Annotated in this window: 21 protein-coding genes and 1 pseudogene; 16 read left to right on the top strand and 6 right to left on the bottom strand. The window is 70.2% G+C overall.

What is annotated here, in order from left to right:
• Nucleotides 1-80 precede the first annotated feature (80 nt).
• The 6 genes and pseudogenes from ABTU92_RS11745 to ABTU92_RS11720 all read right to left on the bottom strand — a co-directional run bounded on the left by ABTU92_RS11745 (nucleotide 81) and on the right by ABTU92_RS11720 (nucleotide 7,821).
• Entirely contained in the window at nucleotides 81-1,160 is a 1,080-nt protein-coding gene (locus ABTU92_RS11745) for an ATP-binding protein (protein WP_408090801.1), read from the bottom strand.
• Between the two features lie 332 nt (nucleotides 1,161-1,492).
• Nucleotides 1,493-1,612 (bottom strand): annotated as a pseudogene (locus ABTU92_RS11740) (response regulator); the annotation flags it as partial.
• Nucleotides 1,613-1,623: 11 nt separating this feature from the next.
• Entirely contained in the window at nucleotides 1,624-3,945 is a 2,322-nt protein-coding gene (locus ABTU92_RS11735; protein ID WP_408090761.1) for an ATP-binding protein, read from the bottom strand.
• Nucleotides 3,946-3,947: 2 nt separating this feature from the next.
• The gene (locus ABTU92_RS11730) at nucleotides 3,948-6,284 is read right to left on the bottom strand and encodes an ATP-binding protein (RefSeq protein WP_408090759.1); all 2,337 of its coding nucleotides are present in this window, start codon (nucleotides 6,282-6,284) and stop codon (nucleotides 3,948-3,950) included.
• A gap of 130 nt (nucleotides 6,285-6,414) precedes the next feature.
• On the bottom strand, nucleotides 6,415-7,083 hold the full coding sequence (locus tag ABTU92_RS11725; RefSeq protein ID WP_408090757.1) for a response regulator: 669 nt from the start codon (nucleotides 7,081-7,083) through the stop codon (nucleotides 6,415-6,417).
• Nucleotides 7,084-7,191: 108 nt separating this feature from the next.
• A complete protein-coding gene (locus ABTU92_RS11720; RefSeq protein ID WP_408090755.1) occupies nucleotides 7,192-7,821 on the bottom strand; it encodes a MarR family winged helix-turn-helix transcriptional regulator in 630 nt (209 codons plus the stop codon).
• 255 nt (nucleotides 7,822-8,076) lie between these two features.
• Here ABTU92_RS11720 and ABTU92_RS11715 point away from each other — a divergent pair, with 255 nt between their 5' ends.
• From ABTU92_RS11715 to ABTU92_RS11640, 16 genes are all read left to right on the top strand, one after another.
• The gene (locus tag ABTU92_RS11715) at nucleotides 8,077-8,883 is read left to right on the top strand and encodes an ABC transporter ATP-binding protein (RefSeq protein ID WP_408090753.1); all 807 of its coding nucleotides are present in this window, start codon (nucleotides 8,077-8,079) and stop codon (nucleotides 8,881-8,883) included.
• Nucleotides 8,880-9,779 carry an ABC transporter permease gene (locus ABTU92_RS11710; protein ID WP_408090751.1) on the top strand — a complete coding sequence of 300 codons (900 nt, stop codon included), beginning with the start codon at nucleotides 8,880-8,882 and terminating at the stop codon, nucleotides 9,777-9,779. Before ABTU92_RS11715 ends, ABTU92_RS11710 begins: the two co-directional genes overlap by 4 nt.
• A gap of 14 nt (nucleotides 9,780-9,793) precedes the next feature.
• Nucleotides 9,794-11,245: an amidohydrolase family protein gene (locus ABTU92_RS11705; RefSeq protein ID WP_408090749.1), complete on the top strand. Its 1,452-nt coding sequence runs from the start codon at nucleotides 9,794-9,796 to the stop codon at nucleotides 11,243-11,245.
• Nucleotides 11,246-11,282: 37 nt separating this feature from the next.
• The gene (locus ABTU92_RS11700) at nucleotides 11,283-12,335 is read left to right on the top strand and encodes an ABC transporter substrate-binding protein (RefSeq protein ID WP_408090747.1); all 1,053 of its coding nucleotides are present in this window, start codon (nucleotides 11,283-11,285) and stop codon (nucleotides 12,333-12,335) included.
• Between the two features lie 264 nt (nucleotides 12,336-12,599).
• A complete protein-coding gene (locus ABTU92_RS11695; protein ID WP_408090745.1) occupies nucleotides 12,600-13,808 on the top strand; it encodes a M24 family metallopeptidase in 1,209 nt (402 codons plus the stop codon).
• A gap of 117 nt (nucleotides 13,809-13,925) precedes the next feature.
• Nucleotides 13,926-14,603 (top strand): GntR family transcriptional regulator, encoded by a 678-nt coding sequence (locus tag ABTU92_RS11690; RefSeq protein WP_408090743.1) that lies wholly within the window; start codon nucleotides 13,926-13,928, stop codon nucleotides 14,601-14,603.
• A gap of 244 nt (nucleotides 14,604-14,847) precedes the next feature.
• Nucleotides 14,848-15,933: an ABC transporter substrate-binding protein gene (locus tag ABTU92_RS11685; RefSeq protein WP_408090741.1), complete on the top strand. Its 1,086-nt coding sequence runs from the start codon at nucleotides 14,848-14,850 to the stop codon at nucleotides 15,931-15,933.
• Nucleotides 15,934-15,952: 19 nt separating this feature from the next.
• Nucleotides 15,953-16,786: an ABC transporter ATP-binding protein gene (locus ABTU92_RS11680; protein ID WP_408090799.1), complete on the top strand. Its 834-nt coding sequence runs from the start codon at nucleotides 15,953-15,955 to the stop codon at nucleotides 16,784-16,786.
• Nucleotides 16,787-16,889: 103 nt separating this feature from the next.
• Nucleotides 16,890-17,714 (top strand): ABC transporter permease, encoded by an 825-nt coding sequence (locus ABTU92_RS11675; RefSeq protein ID WP_408090739.1) that lies wholly within the window; start codon nucleotides 16,890-16,892, stop codon nucleotides 17,712-17,714.
• A 123-nt stretch (nucleotides 17,715-17,837) separates the two neighbouring features.
• Complete coding sequence (locus tag ABTU92_RS11670) at nucleotides 17,838-18,620, top strand: SDR family oxidoreductase (RefSeq protein ID WP_408090737.1); 783 nt, start codon at nucleotides 17,838-17,840, stop codon at nucleotides 18,618-18,620.
• 37 nt (nucleotides 18,621-18,657) lie between these two features.
• Nucleotides 18,658-19,788: a pyridoxal phosphate-dependent aminotransferase gene (locus tag ABTU92_RS11665; protein ID WP_408090735.1), complete on the top strand. Its 1,131-nt coding sequence runs from the start codon at nucleotides 18,658-18,660 to the stop codon at nucleotides 19,786-19,788.
• A 26-nt stretch (nucleotides 19,789-19,814) separates the two neighbouring features.
• Complete coding sequence (locus tag ABTU92_RS11660) at nucleotides 19,815-20,696, top strand: alpha/beta fold hydrolase (RefSeq protein ID WP_408090733.1); 882 nt, start codon at nucleotides 19,815-19,817, stop codon at nucleotides 20,694-20,696.
• A gap of 12 nt (nucleotides 20,697-20,708) precedes the next feature.
• Complete coding sequence (locus ABTU92_RS11655; protein ID WP_408090731.1) at nucleotides 20,709-21,965, top strand: M20 family metallo-hydrolase; 1,257 nt, start codon at nucleotides 20,709-20,711, stop codon at nucleotides 21,963-21,965.
• A 33-nt stretch (nucleotides 21,966-21,998) separates the two neighbouring features.
• On the top strand, nucleotides 21,999-22,781 hold the full coding sequence (locus ABTU92_RS11650; protein ID WP_408090729.1) for a GNAT family N-acetyltransferase: 783 nt from the start codon (nucleotides 21,999-22,001) through the stop codon (nucleotides 22,779-22,781).
• On the top strand, nucleotides 22,778-23,476 hold the full coding sequence (locus ABTU92_RS11645; protein WP_408090727.1) for a GntR family transcriptional regulator: 699 nt from the start codon (nucleotides 22,778-22,780) through the stop codon (nucleotides 23,474-23,476). The genes ABTU92_RS11650 and ABTU92_RS11645 overlap by 4 nt, the downstream gene beginning before the upstream one ends.
• A 300-nt stretch (nucleotides 23,477-23,776) precedes the next feature.
• On the top strand, nucleotides 23,777-24,064 hold the full coding sequence (locus ABTU92_RS11640) for a hypothetical protein (RefSeq protein WP_408090725.1): 288 nt from the start codon (nucleotides 23,777-23,779) through the stop codon (nucleotides 24,062-24,064).
• Nucleotides 24,065-24,096: the final 32 nt, after the last annotated feature.

Below are 24,096 nucleotides of genomic sequence, written 5' to 3'. Positions count from 1 at the left end.
CAATACGGGTTGGGGCTCGGCGGAGTAGGGACCTCCGCCCTTACTCCCAAAGGACGAGTATGCCTAGCTGCCGGGACTATTCAGGGCCGGGGCGGGACCGATCGGAGCGGCACGCGGGCGAACAGGGTGCTGCCGCGCCCGCGCTTCGATTCGATCTCCAGCGATCCGCCGACCAGCGAGAGTCGCTCGCGAATCCCCAGCAGCCCGAGCCGCCGCGATGGCGCGCCGGCCTGCGCCGCCTCCTCGCTCGGGAACCCGCGGCCGTCGTCCTCGACGATCAGCCGGACCTCCTCGGGGGTTCCGTCGAGTATGATGCCGATCCGGCTCGCACCAGCATGTCGCACCACGTTGGTGATCGCCTCCTGCACGACGCGGTAGAGCGTGGTCTCCACCTCGGGCGGGAGGCGCCGGTCGAGCGCGAGGTGCGTCTCGAAGGCGAGGTCGCAGCGCGACTGCCACTCGGCCGGCACTTGGCGGATCGCCTCCTGCAGGCCGAGATCGTCGAGCGCGGTCGGACGGATCTCCCAGGCGAGCCGGTTCACGTCCTCGCTGACCCGGACGCTGAGCTCCCGCAGCGAGGCGATCTCGCGGCGGATGTCGCCGTCGCCGGCGAGCGTGCGCGCCATCGCGTCGAGGCCGAGCTGCAAGAGCGTGAGCGACTGACCGAGGCTGTCGTGCAGCTCGCGCGCGAGCCGGCGCCGCTCGGTCTCCTGGTCGTCGACGATCCGCCGCAGCACCTCTGACAGCTCCGCCTCGGCACGAGCCCGGCGCTCGGTCTGTATCTTGAGCTCGCGGGTCGCCCGCTCGCTCTCGGCGAGCCGGCGATCGAGCTCGATGAGGTCGCGCGCGCTCCGCTCGGCGTAGCGGATCGTGCGCTCCAGGAGCGCGTGGTCGAACTCGCCCTTGACCAGGTAGTCGTTGGCGCCGGCCTCGGTGGCCGCACGGTCGACCTCGTCGCTGCCGAATCCTGTGAGCACGATCATCGGCTTGAGGATGCCGCGCCGGCGCGCCTCGCGGATCAGGCCGAGGCCGCTCTCCGGGCCGAGCCGGATGTCGACGAAGTAGAGGTCGTGCGCGTCCTGCTCGACAGCGGCGAGCCCGGCCGCGTAGCTCGCGACCCAGTCGAGCGCGCGCCGCCGTCCCGGCAGCCGGCGCAACATGCGCACGGCCGGCCCTCGACGGCGGGCAGCGAGGCGGCCGACATCCAGAAGCCCCACAGCGAGGAGATCTTCGCGACATAGTCGGGAATGTTGGCGGGCTTGACCAGATAGGCGTTGATCCCGCTCGCATAGGCCTCGGTGATGTGCTTCGGGCTTTCCGAGGTCGACAGCGCGATGACGGGCAGGTGGCGCAGGCTCTCGTCGGCGCGCACGAGCCGGATCACCTTGCGACCGTCCAGCCGCGGCATGTTGAGGTCGAGCAGCACGAGGCTCGGCGGCGGCGCCGCACCCGGCGCCGCGAAGGCGCCGCGCCGGTACAGGTAGTCGAGCATCTGCTCGCCGTCGCTGACGAAGCGCAGGTCGGCCCGCACGCCGGCGCGCGAGAAGACCTCCTGGAGAATGAACTTGTCGTGGTTGTGGTCCTCGGCGACCAGCACGGTCGGCGGGGCCATCTCGCGGCACGTCACGGTCGGTCTCCGTCCTCGAGGCTGCGGATCGGCAGCGTGAACCTGAAGGTCGCGCCGGCGCCGGCGACGCTTTCGGCCGAGATCGTCCCGCCGTGGCGCTGGACGATCTTGCGGCAGATGGCGAGCCCGATGCCGGTCCCCTCGTACTCGTCGGGACCGTGCAGCCGCTGGAACGGTTCGAAGATCTGCTCGCGATACTTCTCGTCGAAGCCGATGCCGTTGTCCGTCACGGCGATCCGCACGTGCCGGTCCGGCTCGCCGGTCGCCGGACGATCATGGTCGACCGCCGCGCCGGCCTCGATCGCCCCGCTCACCGCGACCGCGGGCGCGCGCTCGGGATGACGGTACTTGAGGGCGTTGGAGATCAGGTTCTGCAGGACCTGCCGGATCTGGCTGCGATCGCAGAGCACCACCGGCAGGCTGTCGGCCGCGACGCGCGCGCCGGTCTCCTCCAGCACCGGGCGCAGGTCGGCCAGCACGTCGGCCAGCACCTCGTCGAGCGGAACCGCGGCGAGCGGCCGGGCCTGCCGTCCAACCCGCGAATACTCGGCGAGGTCGTTGATGAGGGCGCGCAGGCGGCGCGACGAGGTCTCGATGCCGCTCACCATGGCGCCGAGCCGGCCTTCCGAGTCCGGCGGCAGCGACTCCTTCAGGAGGCCCGCGAAGGCCTCGATGTGGCGCAGCGGCTCCTTGAGGTCGTGCGACGCCACATAGGCGAAGGATTCGAGCTCGTCGTTGCTGCGGGCGAGCTGGCGATTGACCCCTTCGAGCTCCTCGGCCTTGCTGAGGATCACGTCGACGACGAGATCGCGGATCTCGATGGCGGCGACGATCTCGTGCGGCTGCCACGGACGGGAGCGGCCCCGCACCACCTCGCGCCATGCATCGAAGGAGGCGCGGGTCTGCAGCCGCTCCCCGAGCGGCCCGATGCGCACCGGCTTGTGCGGGTCGCCGCCCCAGGTGACCGTCTGGGCCACCTCCGGCCGGAACCAGAGCATGTAGTAGGTCGAGGCGCGGCCGAGCGGCACCGCGAGCACGCCGCTCACCCGCGTCGGGTCGGCCGCGACGGCCGGGATGGCGGTGTCGAGGCAGTCGGTCTCGAAGACGTCGCGGGCGTCGCCGCGCGACAGCGCGCCGATCAGCGTCGTGATCTCGGTCCGCGAGAGGGTCTGGCCGTGGGTGGTGACGCCATCGAAGCCGGACAGGGCGAAGCCGGCCGCGTTCATCAGCGACAGCATCTCGTCGGCGCCGCGGGCGAGGGCGGCCGGCAGATCCTTCTGGCTGCCGAGCCCGTGCAGGAGACGCTGCTGGACGGCGCGCACCCGCACGCTGTGGCGGACGATCGCGGCCTCCTCGAGCACGGCGATCTGCCAGGTCAGCACCTGGGCGATCAGCTCGCAGGCCTGCCGGATCTCGTAGGCGACGAAGCGCGGCAGCGTGTTGTGGCACGAGATCAGGCCCCACAGGCGCCCCTCGCGCAGGATCGACACCGACATGGCGCCATGCACCGCCATGTTCGTCATGTACTCGATGTGCACGGGCGAGACGCTGCGCAGCACCGCATGGCTGAGATCGATCGGCCCGCCGGTGAGCGGGTTGCGGTCGGGCACCAGCGGGGCCGGCACATAGCCGATGTCGGGGATGATCCGCACCGGATTGGACGTGTAGAGGGCGCGCGACTGGGCCGGGATGTCCGAGGCCGGGAAGTGGAAGTCGAACAGCGACGGGATGCTGTCGGTCCGATCCTCGGCGATGACCTGGCCGCTCCAGTCGGCGGCGAACCGATAGATTTTCACCCGGTCGAAGCCGGTGATTCGGCGCACCTCCTCGGCCGCGATGGCGCAGACCGTCGCGAGGTCCGTGGCGGTCTGCAATCGCCGGATCGCCGCCCGGATGCCGCGGAAGAACGCGCTCGACGGGCGAGGCGTCGCGTCACGCGGCTCGAGCTCCAGGATGGTGAGCCCGTCGTGCCGGTGCACGATGCCGTCGACCTCGCGCTCGCCGTCCGCCATGCGCATCGCCATGGCGATCGGGTTGGCGGCGGCCGGATCGTCGCCGGCCAGCACGGCGCCGAGGCGATCGAGGCTCGGCGCGGTCAGGCAGGCCGCGAGCGGCGCCTCGCGCACCGCCTCGACCGGCAGCCCGGCGAAGCTCTCGACATTGGCGCTCACCGCCACCGGGCGCAGCGTCGGCTCGACGAAGGCGAGCAGGACGCCGTGCGGCTGGATCAATCCCGGGATGTGGATCGGCTCGCGGTCGCAGCTCGTCAGATCGACGGCCGGTCCGGGGGCGCCTTCGGGGTGCGGACGATCCTCCATGGTCACACCTGATCGATGCCGGACGAAGCGCCCGGCCGCGCCGCGCCGCGGTCCGGGCCGGTGGCGAGCGGCAACGAGAACCAGAAGGTCGCGCCGGCGCCGGGCGCGGTCTCGACCCCGACCTTGCCGCCGTGCCGCTGGATGATCTTGCGGCAGATCGCGAGCCCGATGCCGCTGCCCTCGTACTCGTCGGGCCCGTGCAGGCGCTGGAACGGCTCGAACACCTGCTCGGCGTATTTCGGATCGAACCCGATGCCGTTGTCTTCGACGAGCACCCGGACGAAGGCGTCGGCGTCGCGATGCGGACCGTCGGTGTCGATCGCGGCGGAGAGTCGAATCGTGCAGGGGCGGTCGGGGTGCCGGTACTTCAGCGCGTTGGCGAGCAGGTTCTGAAGCACCTGGCGAACCTGGTTGCGATCGCACTGCACGGTCGGCAGCGGTTCGCACGTGACGGTCGCCCGGGTCTCGTCGATCCGTTGGCGCAGGTCGTCCATGACCTCGCGCACGATCTCGTCGAGGGCGGTCGGGGCGGGCGGCTGGGCCAGGCGGCCGAGCCGCGAGAACTCGGCGAGGTCGTTGATCAGGTTGCGCAGCCGTCGCGACGAGCTCTCGATGCCGCCGACCATGGCACCGAGCCACATGTCTCCGGACCGGCTGATGGATTCGCTCAGCAGGCCGGCGAAGGCCTCGATGTGACGCAGCGGCTCCTTGAGGTCGTGCGACGCCACATAGGCGAAGGATTCGAGCTCCTCGTTGCTGCGCGCGAGCTGGACGTTGACGCTCTCCAGCTCCTCCGCCTTGCGCAGGATCACGTCGATGACGAGCTCGCGCAGCTCCACGGCGGCGACGATCTCGTGCGGCTGCCACGGGATCGCGCGTCCGCGCGATTCCTCGGTCCAGGCCGCGAACGACTTGCGCGGCTGCAGGCGGGCGCCGTCCGGACCCGGCTCGACGGCCTTCTCCGGGTTGCCGCCCCAGCGCACCGTCTGGGCGACCTCGGGGCGGAACCACAGCATGACCCGGTGCGGCGGCGAGCGCGACAGCGGCACCGCGAGGACTCCGGCGGCGACGTCCACGTAGTCCTGCGCCTCCGGGAACAGCAGCGGCAGGCGGTCGGTCTGGAACAGCTCGGCGCCCTCCGCCCGGATCGCCCAGTCGACGATCCGCTCGATCACGGCGGTCGGCGGCGTGCGCCCGATCGTCGTCACGCCGTCGCGGCCGTAGAGGCAGAGGCCCGAGGCGCCCATCAGCTCGAGCAGTGCCTCGCTGTTGCCGATCAGGCCGGCGCGGTGATCGCGCAGCTCCTCGATGTCGCCGAGCAGCCGGCGCTGGATCGCCTTGCCCTTGAGGCTGTGGCGGGTGACGGCGTCCTCCTCCATCACGCCGATCTGCCAGGCGAGCACCTGGGCGACCATCTCGCAGGCCTGGCGTGCGTCGTGGCCGACATGGCGCGGCAGCCGGTTGTGGCAGGCGATCAGGCCCCACAGCCGGTCGCCGCGCAGGATCGACACCGACATGGTCCCGCGGATGCCCATGTTCCGCATGTATTCGAGATGGATCGGCGAGACGCTGCGCAGCACCGCGAACGAGAGGTCGATCGGCCGTCCGGTCGAGGGATGGCGGTTCGGCGCCATCGGGGCGGGCCGATAGGCGATGTCCGGAATGATGCGGACCGGATTGAGGGCGTAGAGGGCGCGCGCCTGGGCCGGGATGTCGGAGGGCGGGAAGTGCAGGCCGAGAAACGACTCGATCGCCTCGTCGCGGCTCTCGGCGATCACCTCGCCGCTGAAGTCGGCGGCGAAGCGGTAGACCTTCACGCGGTCGAAGCCGGTGATCTGGCGGACCTCGCGGGCCGCCGCCGCGCAGGCGTCGGCGAGCGTGCGGGCCGCCTGCAGGCGGCGGATCGCCCCGCTGGTGCGGCGGAAGAAGGCGTGGGCGCCATCGCTCGGCTCGCCGCGCGGCTCGAACTCCAGGAGCACCAGACCATCGTGCCGGTGGACGATGCCGTCGAACGCGAACGGGCCACCGGTGCGGAGCTGCATGGCGATCGGGACGCCGGCGGGGCCCTCGCTCTGGCGCAGCGCGACCCGGAGTTGCTCGACGCTCGCCGGCTCGAAGGTCGCCTCGATCGGCCGGTCGAGCACCGTCTCGGCGCCGAGGCCGAGCAGATCATGCAGGTTGGCGCTGACGCTGATGGTCCGCAGGTCGCCTTCCGCGAAGGCGAACAGGAGACCGTGCGGCTGGATCGCCCCCGGCACGTGAATGGGCTCGCGATCGCAGCTCGCGAGATCCGCGGCGCCGGTGTCGTCCGGCCCGCCCAGCGCGCGCGCGTCCTTCATGGTGATCCTTCGAGCGCCCCGCCGACCTGGCGGATCGCCATGCTTAGGCCCGGCCCGGCGGCGCGTCCATCCGGCCGAACCCGACGATCGCCCGGGCCGGCGCGCCGAGCCTGATTCGTCTCGGGCCGCATCAGTCCTCGGCCAGCCAGTTCCGGCCGAGCGCATAGCGGACGATCTCGACCCGCGTGTGGAAGCCGAGCTTGGCCATCGCCCGCGTCTTGTAGGTCTCGACGGTCTTGACCGCGATCTGGAGCCTGTCGGCGATGGTCTTGTTGCTGTAGCCGGCGGCGGTGAGCCGGAGCACGCGGATTTCGCGCTCGCTCAGATCCGCGTCCGGCAGCCCCGGCGGGATCGCCGGGCTCGCCGGCTTGGGCGAGCCCTGGCCGGTGACGCGGGCGCGGAGCGCCGGATCGACATAGACGCCGCCGGCCGCCACCGCGGCGATCGCCCGCATCAGCTCCTCGCTCGCCGAGCGCTTGAGGACGTAGCCGACGCCGCCGACCTCGAGCCACTGGCGCAGATAGGCGCCGTCCTCGTGCACCGTGAGGGCGACGACCTTGCAGCTCGGGCAGAGCGCACGGATGCTCCGTGCCAGCTCGATTCCGTTCAGGCCCGGCATCGACAGGTCGATGACGGCGATGTCGGGCGTGCGCTCGACCGCCATGGCGAGCGCGGCGCGCCCGTTGCGGGCCTCGCCGACGATCTCCAGGTCCGGATCCGCGACCAGCAACGCCTTGATGCCGGCCAGGACGACCGGGTGGTCGTCGGCGAGCAGGATGCGCAGCCTCGATGCGGACACGCCGGACTCCCTCGTGCAGGGTCGCCATGGTACTGCGGAAGCGCCCCGATAGGCGAGCCTCCGCCACGCGACCCCGCCTCCCGCGAATCCGGACCGTCGGCGGCCGGCTCAGGCCCGGTCGACGCGCTCCGCGTCCAGCGGCTTGCGGGGCGGCCTGTGGGAGCGAGCCGGCCGGCCCTTGGCGTCCGGCGGCTCGGCCGCGGCCGCGCGTTGCCGGCCGCGCCGCGCCCCCCCGACGCGCTGCTCGGTCGCGGCGAGGAGCTTCGTCAGCAGCGCGGCGAGCTGGCGCTGTTCGGCGCCCGACAGCGCCTCGAGCAGGCCGTCGACCCCGCCGACGTGATCGGCGATGGCGCGGTCGGCGAGCCGCTTGCCGGCCGGCGTGAGGCGGATGATGGCGCCGCGCCGGTCGCGCGGGTCGGGGCGCCGCTCGACCAGGCCCAGCGCCTCGACCTTGTCGATGCGGTTGGTGATGGCGCCCGAGGTGAGCAGCGACTCGGCGAGCAGGTCGGTCGGCCGAAGCTCATACGGCTTGCCAGAGCGGCGCAGCGTCACGATCAGGCTGAACGCCTCCCAGGAGAGCCCGAGCGGCACCAGCCAGCCCTCGGATCGGCGCAGGAAATGCGCGGCGAGCCGCATGACGCGGCCCTGGATCCCGATCGGCGAGGGGTCCAGGTCGGGGCGTTCGCGGCGCCATTCGGCGAGCAGCTTCGCGACGGAGTCGGCATTCTCGGTGGTCATCTGGCCTGCGCTCGAAGGTCCCGTGCCGATGCTCGAAACACGATGCTCGAACCATGATGCTCGTAACACGGTGTGCGACCGCGAAGGTCGCCGCCGTCGTTTGCGGCACTGCGCACGCATAATGAGCTTGACGAGGCGGGCGCGCAAATGAAAAGCTCAACGTTAAGATAATCAATGTCGAGCGGTTTGGCGGCCTCGTGCCCGCACGCGGCTGCCGCTCTCCTCCGCTCGGCACCTTCCTGCGAGCCCCCGCGCATGGACATCTTCGTCGAGAATCTCGTGCAGGTGTGGGACGACGGCGGCGACGGCGTGCGCGCGCTCGACGGCATCACTCATCGGTTCCGCTCCGGCACGCTCACCTGCCTGCTCGGCCCCAGCGGCTGCGGCAAGAGCACGCTCGCCCAGATCGTCGGCGGCATCGAGACCGCGACCTCGGGCACGATCCGCATCGTCGATCCGAAGACGCCGGGCGCGCCGCCCGCGGCGCCCGGGCAGTGCTCGGTGATGATGTGGCAGTCGCTCAACCTGTTTCCGTGGCGCAACGTCATCGACAACGTCGCCTTCGGTCTCGAGATGGCCGGCGTGCCGCGCGAGGCGCGCTACGCCCGTGCCCGCGAGCTGACCGCCCTGGTCGGCTTGCGGAACTTCGAGGAGAAGGCGTGCAGCCAGCTCTCCGGCGGCATGCGCCAGCGCGTCGCGCTCGCCCGCGCCCTCATCATGGACCGGCCGATCCTCCTGATGGACGAGCCCTTCGCGGCACTCGACGCGCAGACCAAGATCGTCATGCAGGAGGAGCTCACCCGCATCTTCGAGCGGCTGCGCAACACCATCCTGTTCGTCACCCACGCGATCGACGAGGCGATCCTGCTCGGCGACGAGGTGGTGGTGATGACGGCGCGTCCGGGCCGCATCAAGGAGGTGATCCCGATCGACCTGCCGCGGCCGCGCACCCAGGAGATGGTCGGCACCCAGGAGTTCGGCGCGCTCTACGACCGCATCCTGCACCTGATCCGCGAGGAGGTGCTGAACGCCATGCGTCAGCAGGACGAGGCCCTCGCATGATCCCGAGCGGACGCGCCATGTTCGGCGGCTGGAGCCGCCGCGCCGCCACCGGCTTCGCCGGCCGCGGCGGTCTCGCGAGCGGGCGTGCGAAGAGCGGACGCGCGAGAAGCGGGCGGCCGCGCCGGCGTAGCGATCCCTTGTGGATTCGCGTCCTGCCGGCACTGTCGGTCGTCCTCTTCCTCGCGGTCTGGGAGGCCGCGGTGCGGGCCGGCGAGGTGGCACCGATCATCCTGCCGGCGCCCTCCAGCATCGCCCGCTATCTGGTCGCGATGATCGTCGACGGCACGCTGCCGTACAATCTCGCCGTGACGTTCCTGCGCATCATGGCCGGCTTCGTCGTCGCCGGCCTGCTCGGCGTGCTGGTCGGCGTGCTGATGGGAATGTCGCGGATCGCGGCAAAAGTCCTCGATCCGTGGATCGCGGCGCTCTATCCGCTGCCGAAGATCTCGCTGATCCCGCTCCTGATCATCTGGCTCGGCACCGGCGAGGCCTATATCCTCACCATCAGTGCCGTCACGGCGTTCTTTCCCGTGGTCATCAGCACGTTCGCGGGGATCCGCCAGACCAGCCAGGAGCTCGTCAAGGCGGCGCGCGATCTCGGCGCCAGCACCCGGCAGATCCAGATGCACGTGGTGATCCCGGCGGCGATCCCGAGCATCTTCTCCGGCCTCCATCTCGGCATGGGCGTCACCATCATCCTGGTGGTCGCGGCCGAGATGATCGGCGGCTCCAACCAGAGCGGCATGGGCTATCTGCTCATCCGCTACGGCCAGGTGATGGAGACCGAGAAGGTCTTCGCCGCCCTGGTCGTCCTCGCCGTGTTCGGCGGCGTCATCATCAAGGCCCAGCAGGCGATCGACCGTCTCGTCGCGCCCTGGGCCTTCGGCAAGCCTTGAACAGGGGCCGCGACATGGCACGCATCCTCATCGAGAACGGCCTGGTGGTCACGGTCGACGGCGCCCGCAACATGTATCCGGGCGGCGCCGTGCTGGTCGACGACGGCCGCATCGCCGCGGTCGGCGCCAGCGTCGATCCGGAGGTGCGGCGCGGCGTCGACGAGGTGATCGACGCCGAGGGCTGCCTGGTGATGCCGGGGCTCGTCAACCTGCACCAGCACCACTGGTATGTGCTGTTCAAGGGGCTCGCCGACGGCATGCTGCTGGAGGACTGGATCACCGATCTGGTCTTCCCGCTGGTGTCGCGGCTCGATGCGCAGGCGATGCGGGTGGCGAGCTGGCAGTGCGGGCTCGAGATGCTGGCGACCGGCACGACCTGCTCGCTCAACCACTCCGTCACCGTGACGACGCCCGAGATCGTCGAGGCGATCGTCGCGCCGCAGGCCGAACTCGGCATCCGCCAGATCTTCGCCAAGGAGCTGCGCTGCCGCAACCCGCGCTTCGCCGCGCATCCGCTGACTCTCGACGAGTCGCTCGCCGCCTTCGCCGAGGAGGCGCGGCGCTGGGACGGCGCCCATGGCGGCCTCGTGCGCATGGGCATGGTGATCGAGGCGAACGCCCACTGGACCGCCTCGGGCATGAGCACCGAGGAGCTGATCACGCGCGGTTATCAGCTCGCCCGCGATCTCGACCTCAAGATCTCGAGCCACATCGCCGGCGGTACCTTCTCGCTCGAAAAAGGCTTCCTCAAGCATCTGCGCGACACCGGCCGCACCGATGTCCGCTACCTGATGCAGCTCGGCGTGCTCGACGAACGCTGGATCCTCGCGCACGGCATCCACTGCACCGAGCTCGACCTCGAGCAGATGGCGCATGTCGGGGCGAGCCTCGTCTATACGCCGACGAGCGAGTCGATCCGCGGCGGCGGCATCGGACCGATCGCCAACGCGGCCCGGCTCGGCATCGTCACGGCGCTCGGCACCGATGGGCCGATGGTCGACTACACCGACGACATGCTCGAGCAGATCAAGGCCTGCGTGCTGTTCCAGCACCAGCGCCACCTCGACCCGACCCGCATCTCGGTCGAGCAGGCGATCGAGATGGCGACCATCGGCGCGGCCCGTGCCGCCGGGCTCGACGCCGAGATCGGCTCGCTCGAGGTCGGCAAGCGCGCCGACATCGCCGTGTTCGACATGCGCCGGCCCCATGTCGGGCCGCTGCTGCGGCCGCTCTCCGCCTTCGTGTGCGCCGGGAAAGGCTCGGACGCCAAGGTCGTGCTGGTCGACGGCGAGATCGTCTATCGCGACGGCGCGTTCCCGCGCTGCCCCGACCATCGCGAGGTCTTGCGCGAGGCCGAGGCGATCGGTCGGTCGATCGCCGAGCGTGCGGGTCTTTCGGCCCGCATGACCTCGCCCTGGCCGTCGCACGCGGCGCCCGCCGCGCGGCGCCATCCCGAGCATGTCTAATAAATCTCCGCAGCCCCCACGGAAGAAGGACACGGTCATGAAGGCGTCTGGCAGAGTTCTGGCGATCGTCGCCGCGGTGCTGGGTTTGGCGGGAGCGACGACCGCGTCGCGCGCCGCCGACGTGCTGCGCATCGGGGAGGGGCCCTTCATCACCGGCGGCGGCTTCCTGGTCGCCGACGAGAAGGGCTACTTCAAGAAGCTCGGCATCACGATCGAGAAGCGGATGTTCATCGACGGCCAGCAGGCCGTGCCGGCGCTGATCGCCGGCGAGCTCGACCTCACCTTCATGACAGCGAACGCGAGCCTGTTCAACTCGATCGCGCGTGGCGCGCCACTCGTCGTCGTGCTCGACCGCGGCAACAACAAGGCCGGCCGCGGCTACACGGTCATCAATGTCAGCAAGCCGATGGCGGAGGCCGGCATCAAGACGGCGGCCGATCTCGGCAAGCTGAAGGGCAAGAAGATCGGCGTCAGCGGCACCGGCAGCATCAACCAGTACGTCTTCTCGCTGGCGCTGCAGAAGGTCGGGCTCGATCCGCGCAAGGACGTCACCTGGGTGCTCAACGTGCCGCAGCCCGACCTGATGAAGATGCTGGGCCAGAACCAGGTGGACGCGACCGACCTCGCCTATCAGTTTGGCTTCTTCGCCGAGAAGAACGGCTGGGGTCCGATGATCGCCACGGGCGACAAGATCGATCCGGATGGTCCGATCGGCGTCTACGCCACCCGCCAGGCCTTGCTGCGCGAGAAGCGCGACGTGCTGGTCCGCTTTGCCATGGCCTATCTGCAGGGCGCCAAGGAGTTCAACGCCGCCGCCGCGGCGCCCGACCAGCATCCCGAGATCGTCGACATCCTGGCCCGCACCACGGCGCTGCAGAAGCCTGAGACCGTCAAGGCGATCGCGCCCAACTGGTCCTACACCAACGAGGACGGCGTACCGAACGTCGCCTCGATCATGAAGATGCAGGACTACTGGGCCGACTATTACGACTTCGTCGAGAAGAAGGTCCCGGCCGAGCGGCTGTTCGATCTCTCCATCGCCAAGGAGGCCGTGGCGCGGCTCGAGAAGGAGAAGCCTTTTGGGAAGTGAGGTGTCCGTGCGGGGTCATTCCGGGGCGCGGGCGTAGCCCGCGAACCCGGGATCCATGCCCGGTGTCACACCGCCGCGCGCTGGCATTGACTCACCCCTCATGGTGAGGAGCGCGACGCAGTCGCGCGTCTCGAACCATGCGGCCCCGGAAAATCGCGGTCTAGGGCCGTCCTCGCCCTTCGAGACGCGCCCTTCGGGCGCTCCTCAGGGTGAGGCCGGAGCACGTCGGGTCCAGCCGGATCAATCTGAATGCGAAAGTCTCCCATGCCGTCACGTGCGATCTTCGAGGCCGAGCTGAAGTCTCGCTACAGCGACCTTCTGGACGTGGACTATCCGCGCGTCTCGGATGCCGAGATGGAGCGCCGCGCGACGGCCGTCGCCGGCATGATGGCGGCGCACGGGCTCGATGCCCTGATCGTCGCCGAGGCGATGCGGGCCGGCAGCGCGACCGGCTGGATCACCGGCTGGCCGGTGACGGCGGAGGCCGTGACCGTGATCGTGCCGGGCGTGCCGCGGCGCATGTTCATTCAGCACTACAACCATCTGCCGCTGGCGCGCCGCATCGCCTGGCACACCGAGGTTGCCTGGGGCGAGGGCAGCGCGATCGGCCGCGCCGCCGAGGCGGTCGCGGCGGCGACCAGCGACGCTGCGATCACGGGCCGCGCCACCGTGGGCGTGATCGGCCGTCTGCCGGCGGGCGAGGCGGAGCGGCTCGCCGGACGCTTTCGCGTGGTCGACATGAACCGGGCCTATGCGCAGCTCCGCATGATCAAGTCGGACGAGGAGCTGCGCTGGCTCTCGCTGGCCGCCGGCCTCACCGATCTCGCCGTCATGGCCTTCGCCGAGAACGCGACGGCCGGGACGAGCGAGCGCGATCTGATCGCGCGGGTCCAGGAGAGCTACCTGGCGCTCGGCGGCACCAACTTCATCCATTACGTCCATTCGACCGGCATGGACGCGCCGGACGTCGCGGTGCCGCGGCAGTATCCGTCCGGTCGGGTGCTGCGCACCGGCGACGTGGTGAGCTGCGAGCTGTCGGTCGACTACTGGGGCTGGACGGGCCAGATCCTACGCACCTTCTTCCTCGGCGCCGAGCCGAGCCCGCTCTATCGCGAACTGCACGCCGTCGCCGACGCGGCCATGGACGCCGTGCTGGTGCAGGTGAAGCCCGGCACCCATGCGCGCGAGCTGGTCGAGGCCTCGCGCGGCATCGAGGAGGCCGGCTTCACGGTGATCGACGATCTCGTCCACGGCTACGGCGGCGGCTACCTGCCGCCCGTGCTCGGCACCGCGAGCCGCCCCTCCGCCGGCATCCCGGACCTGACGCTCGCCGCCGGCATGGCGCTCGTCGTCCAGCCCAACGTGACGACCCGCGACGGCACGGCCGGCGTGCAGACCGGCAACCTCGTGCTGGTCATCGAAGACGGCTGGCGCCCGCTGCAGCAGTTTCCGCGCGGCTATCAGGTGCTCTGAAGGACGCCGCCCCGCGTCCGGTCGCGCCCGCATCGACAGCCGCTGTCTCGCCGGCCTATGCTGCGCCGCGGTGTGCGGGCGCCTCGCGTCGCGCGCCACGGCCCGTCGAGGTGAGGCTTGAAGACCAGTCAGTTCCGGGTGCCGATGCCGGCGGCCGCGACCCGCACCGAGCGGCTGCGGCTGAAGCTCGAGGAGGAGATCCTCGCCGGCCGGCTGCGCCCCGGCACCCGTCTCGACGAGGAGGGCATCGCGCGGCGCTTCGGCGTCTCCCGCACGCCGGTGCGCGAGGCCTTCAAGGCGCTCGCCTCCGCCGGCCTCGTCGAGATCCGGCCGCACCAGGGCGCCCATGTCGCGGTGCTCACCCTCAAGGACATCGTCGAGATGCTCGAGCTGATGGGGGTGTTGGAGGGCGCCTGCGCCGAGTTCGCCGCCCGCCGCCACACGGCTGCCGACCGGGCCGCCGTGCTGGCCGCCCGCGAGGCCTGCGAAGCGGCGCGCACGCCGTCCGACTACTACGCCGCCAATGCCCGGCTGCACGAGGCGATCTACGCGGCCGCCCACAACACGTATCTGGCCGGCCAGACCGTGGCGCTGCGCCATCGGTTGGAGCCCTATCGCCGCCAGGTGACGACGCTGCCGGGCCTGATCGAGACCTCGAACCGCGAGCACCGCGCCGTGGTCGAGGCGATCCTGCGGGCCGACGGCGAGGCCGCATCGAGCGCGATGCGGGCCCATGTCGCGACGCTGCGCGACGACATCGCCGCGATGGTCGAGGCGGTGGCCATTCCGGCCTGACCGCGCGCACCCGCGGCCTCCTAAACCCTGCGCAACATCGCCGCACCGCGCCGCCCAATCCTCGGGCAAGGCGCCTCGATGCGCCCTCCAAGGGTCTGAGCAGCCGAGCGAAAATCCGACTGCCCACAGAGGTGCGCCGTGGCGGAAAAAACTGCATGCATCTACGAAGGAATTCCATACAATGGCAGGCAAGACGCTGAAATCTCGCGTCTTCGATCGAAAGGGGGTCTCCGTGAAGCGCTCGATGTCCCGCCGCGGCGTGCTGCGTGCCCTGGGGAGTGCCGGGCTCGCCGCCGGCGTGCTGCCGCTCGCCACCCCGGCGATCTCGCAGGGGCTCACCAAGGTGTCCTTCACCACCTCCTGGATTCCGGAAGGGCCGAACCTGTTCGCCTATGTGGCGCGCGATCGCGGATTCTGGAAAAAGCTCGGCCTCGACGTCAGCGTCGCGCGTGGCTCGGGCTCGGGCGCGGCCGCCCAGGCGGTCGGCGCCGGCACGTTCGACTTCGGCATGGCGGCGACCCCGACCGTCATCGTGCAGGCGGCCAAGAAGCTGCCGATCACCTGCATCGGCCAGATCAACTACGACGCCCTGATGGGCATCGGCGTGCTGGCCGGCTCGCCGATCAAGACGCCGAAGGATCTCGAGGGCAAGAAGCTCGGCGCCAGCGTGTCGTCGGGCGAGTATCCGTTCCTGCCGCTCTATGCCGAGAAGTCCGGCGTCGACTTCTCCAAGATTCAGCTCGTCCAGGTCGACGGCAAGGTGCGCGAGCGCTCGCTGGTCGAGAAGCAGGTCGACGCGGTCGCGGCCTTCGCGACCTCCACGGTGCCGTCGCTCGCCTCGATCGGCACCGACGTGCGCTTCATGCTGTTCGCCGTCGCCGGCCTGCAGTTCTACGGCCAGTCGCTGATCACCCAGCCGAAGCGCGTCGCCGACGATCCGGCGCTGTGCGCCGCCGTCGTCGAGGGCGCGCTCGAGGCGATCAAGTTCACGATGACCAATTTCGACGAGGCCGTGGACATCTTCCTCAAGGCCAACAGCGAGGTGGCGATGTCCTCCTCCGGCAAGGAGTACACCCGCATCGGCCTCGGCCTCACCACCATCACCAATCTGGTGCCGGAGGTGAAGGAGCAGGGCTTCGGTTTCGCCGATCCGGCCAAGGTGAAGACGATGGCGGATCTGGTCGTCAAATACGCGGCCGGCGACGGCGCCGCGGCGCCCGACCTCGACGCGCTGTTCACCAACAAGTTCGTCGGCAAGGTGAAGCTCTCCGCCGCCGAGCTGGCCGCGGCCGAGAAGGCGGCGCAGCCGTTCCGGCGCTATCTTGTCTAGGAGCGCCGCCGTGCTCGCCATGACGCCGCCCGCGGCGCTCCCGCCGCTGGTCTCGGTCGACGGGGTGCAGAAGACGTATCTGGGCCGGCAGGGCGGGGCGATCCAGGCGGTCGCCTCCGCCACGCTCGCGGTGCGCAAGGGCGAGTTCGTCTCGCTGCTCGGCCCGAGCGGCTGCGGCAAGAGCACGCTCCTGATGATGGTGGCCGGCCTCGAGCCGGTCACGGCCGGCTCGATCGCGCTCAACGGCACGCCGGTCACCGGTCCGCGCCGCGACATCGGCATCATCTTCCAGGACGCGACCCTGCTGCCGTGGAAGAGCGCGCTGGAGAACGTGCTGTTTCCGGTGCGCATCCTCAAGCTGCCGGTCGACAAGTACATCGACCGGGCCCGCGAGCTCCTGCGCATGGTCGGGCTGTCCGGCTTCGAGACCAAGAAGCCGGCCGAGCTGTCGGGCGGCATGCGTCAGCGCGTCGCGATCTGCCGGGCGCTGGTGCACGACCCCGACATCCTGCTGATGGACGAGCCGTTCAGCGCGCTCGACGCGATCACGCGCGACCAGATGAACGTGGCGCTGTCGGAGATCCTCGAGACCTACCACAAGACCGTGATCTTCGTGACGCACTCGATCCGCGAGGCGGCCTTCCTGTCCGACCGCGTGCTGGTGATGGGCGGACGACCCTCGACCATCATCCTCGACATGGAGATGCCGTTCGCCCGTCCGCGGCGCTTCGACATCGAGGAGACGGCGGAGTTCACGGCGGTGTGCCGCACGCTCCGCCTGAGCATCGAGGACGCCCACGCCGACGCCGGCGCCAGCCGCGGCCCCCGCGCCGCCGGCTCGCGCGGCGAGTGAGCGGCGGCGCCGCCGCCGGGGACGAGACGCGCCGACGAGACGCCACGATGCGATGCGGCGCCCTGTCCGCGGCGCGCCAAAAAGACCATCCGAGGAGACCGCCATGGCCAACGCCACCATCGCCACCGAGACCGGCACCAGCCTGAAGGTGCCGACCGCGGGCGTCGCCGGCCGCAGCCTGCGCACCATCGGCCTGCCGCTCGGGCTCGCCCTGGTGGTGCTGACCATCTGGCAGGTCGCCGTCACGGTCGCCGACGTGCCGGCCGTGATCCTGCCGTCGCCGATCGCGATTCTGCGCTACATCGTCTCGCGCTGGGACATCCTGATGATGCACGCGATCCCGACGACGCTCGAATCGGCGGCCGGCTTCGTGCTCGCGACTGTGCTCGGCATCGTGCTCGCCGTGATCATCACCTACTCGACGCTGGCGCGTGACGCGCTCTACCCGAACCTGGTGTTCTTCCAGCTCATCCCCAAGATCGCGCTGGCGCCGCTGTTCATCATCTGGCTCGGGGTCGGCAGCCAGTCGCGCGTCGCCTTCTCGGTGTTCATCGCGTTCTTTCCGATCGTCATCGCGACGGCGGCCGGCTTCATGAACGTCGACCGCAACATGCTGCGGCTGTGCCGCTCGCTCACCGCGACCGAGTGGCAGGTGTTCACCAGGATCCGGTTTCCCTCGGCGCTGCCCTACATCTTCAGCGGCATGAAAATCGCGATGACGCTCGCCATCATCGGCGTGATCATCGGCGAATTCATCACGGCGCAGGCCGGCCTCGGCTACCTGATCATCTTCGCCACCGCCCGGGCCGACACCGAGGTGTCGATGGCGGCGATCGTCGTCCTGTGCGTCGCCGGCCTGCTGCTCTACGGGCTGGTCGCCGCCGGGGAGTGGTTCGCCAACCGCGTCTATTCCACCGAGGCCATGTGAGCGGACGGTGATCTGTCGGGTGATCCCACGAAATCCAGACGGCGCTGCAGGGTCCCCCGCACCGAGCGAGGAGCGGGCAGGGCGGCTCGGTCCGGCGCCGACGAGACGTCAACGGAGAAGAAAATGGACTTGCACCTGAAGGGGAAGAGCGTCCTGATCACGGGCGCCTCGAAGGGGATCGGACTGTCGTCGGCACTCGCGTTCGCGGCGGAGGGGTGCTCGTTGCATCTGTCGGCGCGCTCGGCCGAGCAGCTCGAGGCCAATCGCGACCGCATCGTGAAGGAATTTGGCGTCGAGGTCGCCATCCATCCGGCCGACCTCTCCGACACGGCGGCGATCGAAAAGCTCGCGGCGACCTGCGGCGACGTCGACATCCTGGTCAACAATGCCGGCGACATCCCCTCGGGCGATCTCTTCGCCGTCGATGCGGCGGCGTGGCGGCGCGGCTGGGACCTCAAGGTGTACGGCTACATCGATCTCACCCGCCTGATCTATCCGCGCATGAAGGCGCGCGGCGCCGGCGTCATCGTCAACGACATCGGCAACTCCGGCGAGAACTGGGATGCCAACTACATCGCCGGCGCCTCCGGCAACGCCTCGCTGATGGCCTTCACCCGGGCGCTCGGCGGCGTCAGCCTCGATCACGGCGTGCGGGTGGTCGGAGTCAATCCCGGCCCGGTCGCCACCGACCGCATGATCAAGCTGATGAAGCGTCGCGCCACCGAATGGTACGGCGACGACAGCCGCTGGCAGGAGCTCAACGACAAGTATCCGGGCAAGCGCCCGGCGACGCCCGAGGAGGTCGCCGACCTGATCGTCTTCCTCGCTTCGCCGCGCGCCGCCTACATCACCGGCACGATCGTCACCATCGACGGCGGCATCGCGTCGCGCCGCTCGATCATCTGATCCAGCTCATGAACGAATCTCGGCCGGAGCCGCGTCGATGAAGGACTTCGAGATCCGCAACCGGCATTTCGACCGGTTGATGAGCACGCCCGGCCTGCGCTGGATGGGCCAGAACACCAACCATTATCCGTCGCACCCGGCGGTGCGCCAGGCGCTGGTCGCCTGCATCGAGGGCGAAAGCTATCACGCCTATGCGCCGCCGGCCGGCCTGGAGGAGCTGCGCGATCTCGTCGTGCGCGACCTCGGGCTCGACGGCCTCTCGGCGCTGATCACCGACGGCGCCGTCGAGGGGCTCTATCACGTCTGCCGCACGCTGTGCGGGCCGGGCGATCAGTTCGTCACCACGGACCCGACCTGGGCGTGGCCGATGGCCTTCGCCCGCGCGGCCGGCGCCGAGGTGATCCAGATCCCGATCTACGGCCCCGAGCACGGCTGGCGGCTCGATCCGGAGCGCCTGCGCCGGGTGGTCACGTCGCGCACGAAAATCATCTACATCGTCGACCCGAACAATCCGATCGGCTGCTGCTGCACGGCCGACGAGATCGCCGCCATCGTCGACATCGTCCGCTCGGTCGGCGCCTATCTGATCCACGACTGCACCTACCGGGACTTCGCCTTCGACCATCATCTCGCGGCGAAGCTCTACCCGGAGCGGACCATCACGACGTGGAGCTTCTCCAAGTGGCTCGGCTTCGCCGGGCTGCGCATGGGGGCGCTGGTGACGCATCCGGACGTCGCAGAAAAGCTCGCGGCGGCGCCGCCCAACAATCTCGGCTCCAGCATCCTGGCGCAGCGCGGCGCCATCGCCGGCCTGAAGGTGAAGCACGAGTGGTTTCCGGGCGTCCTGGCGGCGCAACGTGACAGCCAGGCGCGGGTGCGCGACGTCGCGCAGCGCTGCGGCCTGCATCTGCCGGTGTTCCCGTCCAACGGCAACTTCCTGGTCATCGAGGTCGACAAGGCGGGGCTGCGGCCGGAGGCCGTGTGCGTCGCCATGGGCAAGCGCAACATCCAGATCCGGCACGGCGGCTACCACACCAAGACGTTCGGCGACCGCTTCATCAAGGTGAGCGTCAGCGTGCCGGCCGAATGGGTCGACGAATTCTGCGCCGCGCTCCCCGAGGCGGTCGACGAGGCGCGCGGCATGAACGAGACGCCGGCGCTGTTCTGAGGGCGGCGCGGCGGAAGGAGAGGGCGATGGGTTACGTCACGGCCAGCGACGGCGTGAAGCTCTATTACGAGGAGGCGGGCACCGGCACGCCGATCGTGTTCGTGCACGAGTTCGGTGGCGACCACCGGAGCTGGGAGCCGCAGATGCGGTTCTTCGCCCGCCGCTATCGCTGCATCACCTTCGCGGCGCGCGGCTACCCGCCCTCCGACGTGCCGGCCAACGTCGCCGCCTACTCGCAGGCGCGCGCCACCGCCGACATCGCGGATGTGATCACCGGGCTCGGGCTAGGCAAGGCCCACATCGTCGGCCTGTCGATGGGCGGCTTCGCCACAGTGCATTTCGGCCTCGACCACGCCGACAAGGCGCTCTCGCTCGTCATCGCCGGCGCCGGCTACGGTGCCGAGAAGCAGCACGAGACCTACTTCAAGGGCGTCTCCGAGAACGTTGCCAAGAATTTCCTCGAGCAGGGCGCCAAGCAGTTCGCCGAGATCTACGCGCTCGGCGCCTCGCGGGTCCAGTTCCAGAACAAGGACCCGCGCGGCTGGCGCGAGTTCGCCGACTGGCTCGGCCAGCACGACGAGACCGGCGCCGCCAACACGATGCGCGGCGTGCAGGCGCAGCGCCCGTCGCTCTACGACCTCGAGGACCGCCTGCGCGCCATGCCGGTGCCGAGCCTCGTGATCTCGGGCGACGAGGACGACCACTGCCTGCAACCCGCCCTCTACATGAAGCGGGTGATCCCGGCCTGCGGCCTGCTGATCCTGCCGAAGACCGGCCACACCATCAATCTGGAGGAGCCGGCGACGTTCAACGCGGCGCTGGCCGAGTTCTTCGCCATGGTCGAGGCTGGAAAATGGCTGCCGCGCGATCCGCGCGCCAATCCGGCCCAGGTCATGCGAACGGATTGAGATAGAGCGACCATGACGGTGCGACCCGGGACGATCGCCGCGCATGTCGATGCCGAGCGGCTGTGGCGGCGGCACATGGAGCTGGCGCAGCACGGCGCGACGGCGAACGGCGGGGTCGACCGCCAGGCGCTGTCGGCCGAGGAGATCGCGGCGCGCCGCACGCTCGTCGCCTGGGGCGAGGCGATCGGTCTTTCGGCGTCGAACGACGACGCCGGCAATCTCTTCCTGCGGCTCGCCGGGACCGAGCCTGATCTTGCACCTGTGATGATCGGCTCGCACATCGACAGTCAGCCGACCGGCGGCAAGTTCGATGGCGCCTTCGGGGTGCTGGCGGCGCTCGAAAGCGTAGAGGCGATCGTCGCGTCGGGCGCAAGACCGCGCCGGCCGATCGACGTCGTCGCGTGGATGAACGAGGAGGGCTCGCGCTTCGCCCCCGGCATGATGGGCTCGGCCGCCTTCACGGGCGCCCGAAAGCTCGCCGACGTTCTCGCGGTGCGTGACGCCGCCGGCGTCAGCGTCAGTGACGCGCTCGCCGCCGTGCTGGCGGCCGAGCCGCAGCTGCCGCGCCGCCCGCTCGGCACGCCGGTCGCCGCCTTCGTCGAGGCGCATATCGAGCAGGGGCCGATCCTGGAGGCGGAGGCGCGCACGATCGGCGTCGTCACCGGCATCCAGGGCAAGCGCACCTTCCGGGTCACCGTGACGGGCGAGGAGAACCACGCCGGCACGTCGCCGCGCAGCGCCCGGCGCGACGCGCTGGTCTCGGCCGTCGCCATGGTCCAGGCGCTGCAAGACGCGATGTGGGACGAGGCCGACGTGGTGCGCTTCACCATCGGCCGCTTCGAGGTGACGCCGAACGCGCCCTCGGTGGTGCCGGCCCGCGTCGTCTTCTCGATCGACCTGCGCCACCCCGACACGGCGATGCTGCGCGACCTCGGCGATCGCATCCCCGGCCTGTGCGAGGCCGCGGCGGGGCGCTGCACCGTGGATGTGCGGGAGCTCCTGCACGATCCGCCCCTCGAATTCCCGGCGGCGATTCGCGATCGCATCCGCGCCGCCGCCCAAGACCTCGGGATCACCTGGATGGACATTCCGTCCGGGGCCGGGCATGACGCGCGCTATCTGCACTATCATGGCCCGACCGGGATGATCTTCATTCCGTGCAAGGACGGGCTGAGCCACCACGAGGCCGAGAGCGCGACGCGAGACGACATCGCGGCCGGCGCCCGCGTGCTCGCCGAGACGGCGTTCGGGCTTTCGGTCGCGGAGTGACGTGATGCGCCAAGCGAGCCGCGGAGTGACGCGATGCGTCCGGTGATCCATCCCGCCGCCGGCCTGCCGGTCGGCCCGCTCGACGACGGCGTGCCGGCTCGGCATCCCGGCCGGCCGCGGCTCGACGGCCGCTTCGTCACGCTGGTGCCGCTCGACCCGGCCGCGCACGGCGACGACCTCTACGCCGCCTCGCAGGGGCCGGACCGCGAGGCGCTGTGGCTCTATCTCAATGCCGGGCCGTTCCCGGACCGCGCCGCGTTCGACGCGTATCTCGCCAGCGTCGCCGGCCGCGACGAGCCGGTGACGTTGGCCATCGTCGACAACGCCACGGGACGTGCCGTCGGCAAGCTCGCCCTCATGCGGATCAAGCCGGCCCACAAGGTGATCGAGGTCGGCAGCATCCTCTACACGGCGGCACTGTCGCGAAAACCCGGCGGCACCGACGCGATCTATCTGGTCGCCCGACTGGTGTTCGAGACGCTCGGCTATGTGCGCTTCGAATGGAAGTGCAACGCCCTCAACGTGCCGTCGCGGCGCGCCGCGCTGCGCTTCGGCTTCACGTTCGAGGGCGTGTTTCCGCGCCACATGATCCAGAAGGGCCGGGCGCGCGACACCGCCTGGTTCTCCATGCTCGCCTCCGAGTGGCCGGCCCGCAAGGCGGCGCTCGTGGCGTGGCTTTCGCCGGAGAATTTTGGCGCGGACGGCCGCCAGAGGACCACCCTCGGCACGCTGATGGCGGAGGCCATGCGCCGCTTCCCGAGCGACGAACGCGAGCCTGTCGCAGGCAACGCCACCCCGACGGAGGGCGCGCCATGACGGCGGGGCGCGGGACCGCGCTCGTGCGGCCCGGCCCGGCGCTGCGCGCCGCCGGCCGGACCCTGACCGAGACGCTGCGTCGCGAGCTGGAGGAGGCGATCGTCAAGGGCACGCTCGCGCCCGGCGACCGGCTGGAGGAGAACGACATCGCGCAGCGCTACGGCGTCTCGCGCACGCCGGTGCGCGAGGCGTTCCGGCTGCTCGGGGCGGACGGGCTCGTCGAGCTGAAGAGCCGCCAGGGCGTCGTCGTGCGCAAGATCAGCATCGCGACGCTGATCGAGATGTTCCAGGTGATGGCCGAGCTGGAGGGGCTGTGCGCCCGGCTCGCGGCCCGCCGCATCGCGCCGGCGCAGCTCCGTGACTTGGAAGCGATCCACGCCCGCCTGACGGCGGCGGGCCGGGAGAGCGACGTCGAGCGCTTCTACGGCGTCAACCAGGAGTTCCACGAGCTGATCTACGACGCCGCCCGCAACGCCTTCCTGGCCGAGCAGGTGCGCCAGCTGCGCAACCGCGTCGCCCCGTTCCGCCGCCGCGTCACCTACAAGCCGCACCGGTTCGACAAGACGCTGGTCGAGCACGAGGCCGTGCTGGCCGCGATCCGGGCCCACGACGCCGACCGCGCCGACGTGCTGATGCGCGACCACGTCAACCTCCTCGGCGACGACCTCGTCGACTTCGTCGCCGTGTGGGAGTGAGGGGGCGGGGCGGGCGCGGGTTCGCATCCGGGGCCGGGCGCTCGTGGCGGCGCTTGTCTCGACAACAGCCAGAGATCCTCGATCGCGTTCCGCGCAATGTCTGTAATGCTCGCAGTGGTCCTCAATAACGAGATGACGGTTGGGATATGGGGCCACGTGGCCTTTACGACGGTGCCTGTCTGGCGGGGGATGGTGCAGAAGATCGTTAAGATTGTATCGGTTTCTATTTGTCGAACTCGGGCGAAATCGTTAGCGGATTCTTAAGACATTTGGTCGAACCCTCGTCATGAGAGGTGTTCGATGTTCGCCTGTCTCGTCGTGTCGGTTCTCACCGGTGCCGTCCTCGGTATGCGGTACGGCGTCTTGAGCGTCGTTCCGGTGACCCTCGTCGCCTGGATCGGCCTCGTGGCGTTCGCTGTCTCGAACGACCTTCCCATAACGACCCTGGTCGCTTACTGCGTCGGCGTCGCCCTCGCGCTTCAGTCAGGCTACCTGGCAGGCATCACGGCCCAGTATCTCCTGGTCGTGTCACGGGCCCGAACGATGACCAGACCCGACACCACTCGCGTGCCCGCCGCTGAAATTTGAGCGCCGCACACGACTGAAGTGGACCCCGGTTT

It is taken from the genome of Rhodoplanes sp. SY1 (assembly GCF_046000175.1).
Classification (GTDB): domain Bacteria; phylum Pseudomonadota; class Alphaproteobacteria; order Rhizobiales; family Xanthobacteraceae; genus Rhodoplanes.
Note: the sequence above shows the minus strand (reverse complement) of the source record. Positions and strands in the feature narration are given on the sequence as shown.

Excerpts from the sequence above, each read along its gene's own strand:
- ABTU92_RS11745 (WP_408090801.1), bottom strand. The coding sequence starts at position 1,160 with ATGTTGCGCCGGCTGCCGGGACGGCGGCGCGCGCTCGACTGGGTCGCG.
- ABTU92_RS11735 (WP_408090761.1), bottom strand. The coding sequence starts at position 3,945 with ATGGAGGATCGTCCGCACCCCGAAGGCGCCCCCGGACCGGCCGTCGAT.
- ABTU92_RS11730 (WP_408090759.1), bottom strand. The coding sequence starts at position 6,284 with ATGAAGGACGCGCGCGCGCTGGGCGGGCCGGACGACACCGGCGCCGCG.
- ABTU92_RS11720 (WP_408090755.1), bottom strand. The coding sequence starts at position 7,821 with ATGACCACCGAGAATGCCGACTCCGTCGCGAAGCTGCTCGCCGAATGG.
- ABTU92_RS11715 (WP_408090753.1), top strand. The coding sequence starts at position 8,077 with ATGGACATCTTCGTCGAGAATCTCGTGCAGGTGTGGGACGACGGCGGC.
- ABTU92_RS11710 (WP_408090751.1), top strand. The coding sequence starts at position 8,880 with ATGATCCCGAGCGGACGCGCCATGTTCGGCGGCTGGAGCCGCCGCGCC.
- ABTU92_RS11705 (WP_408090749.1), top strand. The coding sequence starts at position 9,794 with ATGGCACGCATCCTCATCGAGAACGGCCTGGTGGTCACGGTCGACGGC.
- ABTU92_RS11700 (WP_408090747.1), top strand. The coding sequence starts at position 11,283 with ATGAAGGCGTCTGGCAGAGTTCTGGCGATCGTCGCCGCGGTGCTGGGT.
- ABTU92_RS11695 (WP_408090745.1), top strand. The coding sequence starts at position 12,600 with ATGCCGTCACGTGCGATCTTCGAGGCCGAGCTGAAGTCTCGCTACAGC.
- ABTU92_RS11685 (WP_408090741.1), top strand. The coding sequence starts at position 14,848 with ATGTCCCGCCGCGGCGTGCTGCGTGCCCTGGGGAGTGCCGGGCTCGCC.
- ABTU92_RS11680 (WP_408090799.1), top strand. The coding sequence starts at position 15,953 with ATGACGCCGCCCGCGGCGCTCCCGCCGCTGGTCTCGGTCGACGGGGTG.
- ABTU92_RS11675 (WP_408090739.1), top strand. The coding sequence starts at position 16,890 with ATGGCCAACGCCACCATCGCCACCGAGACCGGCACCAGCCTGAAGGTG.
- ABTU92_RS11670 (WP_408090737.1), top strand. The coding sequence starts at position 17,838 with ATGGACTTGCACCTGAAGGGGAAGAGCGTCCTGATCACGGGCGCCTCG.
- ABTU92_RS11665 (WP_408090735.1), top strand. The coding sequence starts at position 18,658 with ATGAAGGACTTCGAGATCCGCAACCGGCATTTCGACCGGTTGATGAGC.
- ABTU92_RS11660 (WP_408090733.1), top strand. The coding sequence starts at position 19,815 with ATGGGTTACGTCACGGCCAGCGACGGCGTGAAGCTCTATTACGAGGAG.
- ABTU92_RS11655 (WP_408090731.1), top strand. The coding sequence starts at position 20,709 with ATGACGGTGCGACCCGGGACGATCGCCGCGCATGTCGATGCCGAGCGG.
- ABTU92_RS11650 (WP_408090729.1), top strand. The coding sequence starts at position 21,999 with ATGCGTCCGGTGATCCATCCCGCCGCCGGCCTGCCGGTCGGCCCGCTC.
- ABTU92_RS11645 (WP_408090727.1), top strand. The coding sequence starts at position 22,778 with ATGACGGCGGGGCGCGGGACCGCGCTCGTGCGGCCCGGCCCGGCGCTG.
- ABTU92_RS11640 (WP_408090725.1), top strand. The coding sequence starts at position 23,777 with ATGTTCGCCTGTCTCGTCGTGTCGGTTCTCACCGGTGCCGTCCTCGGT.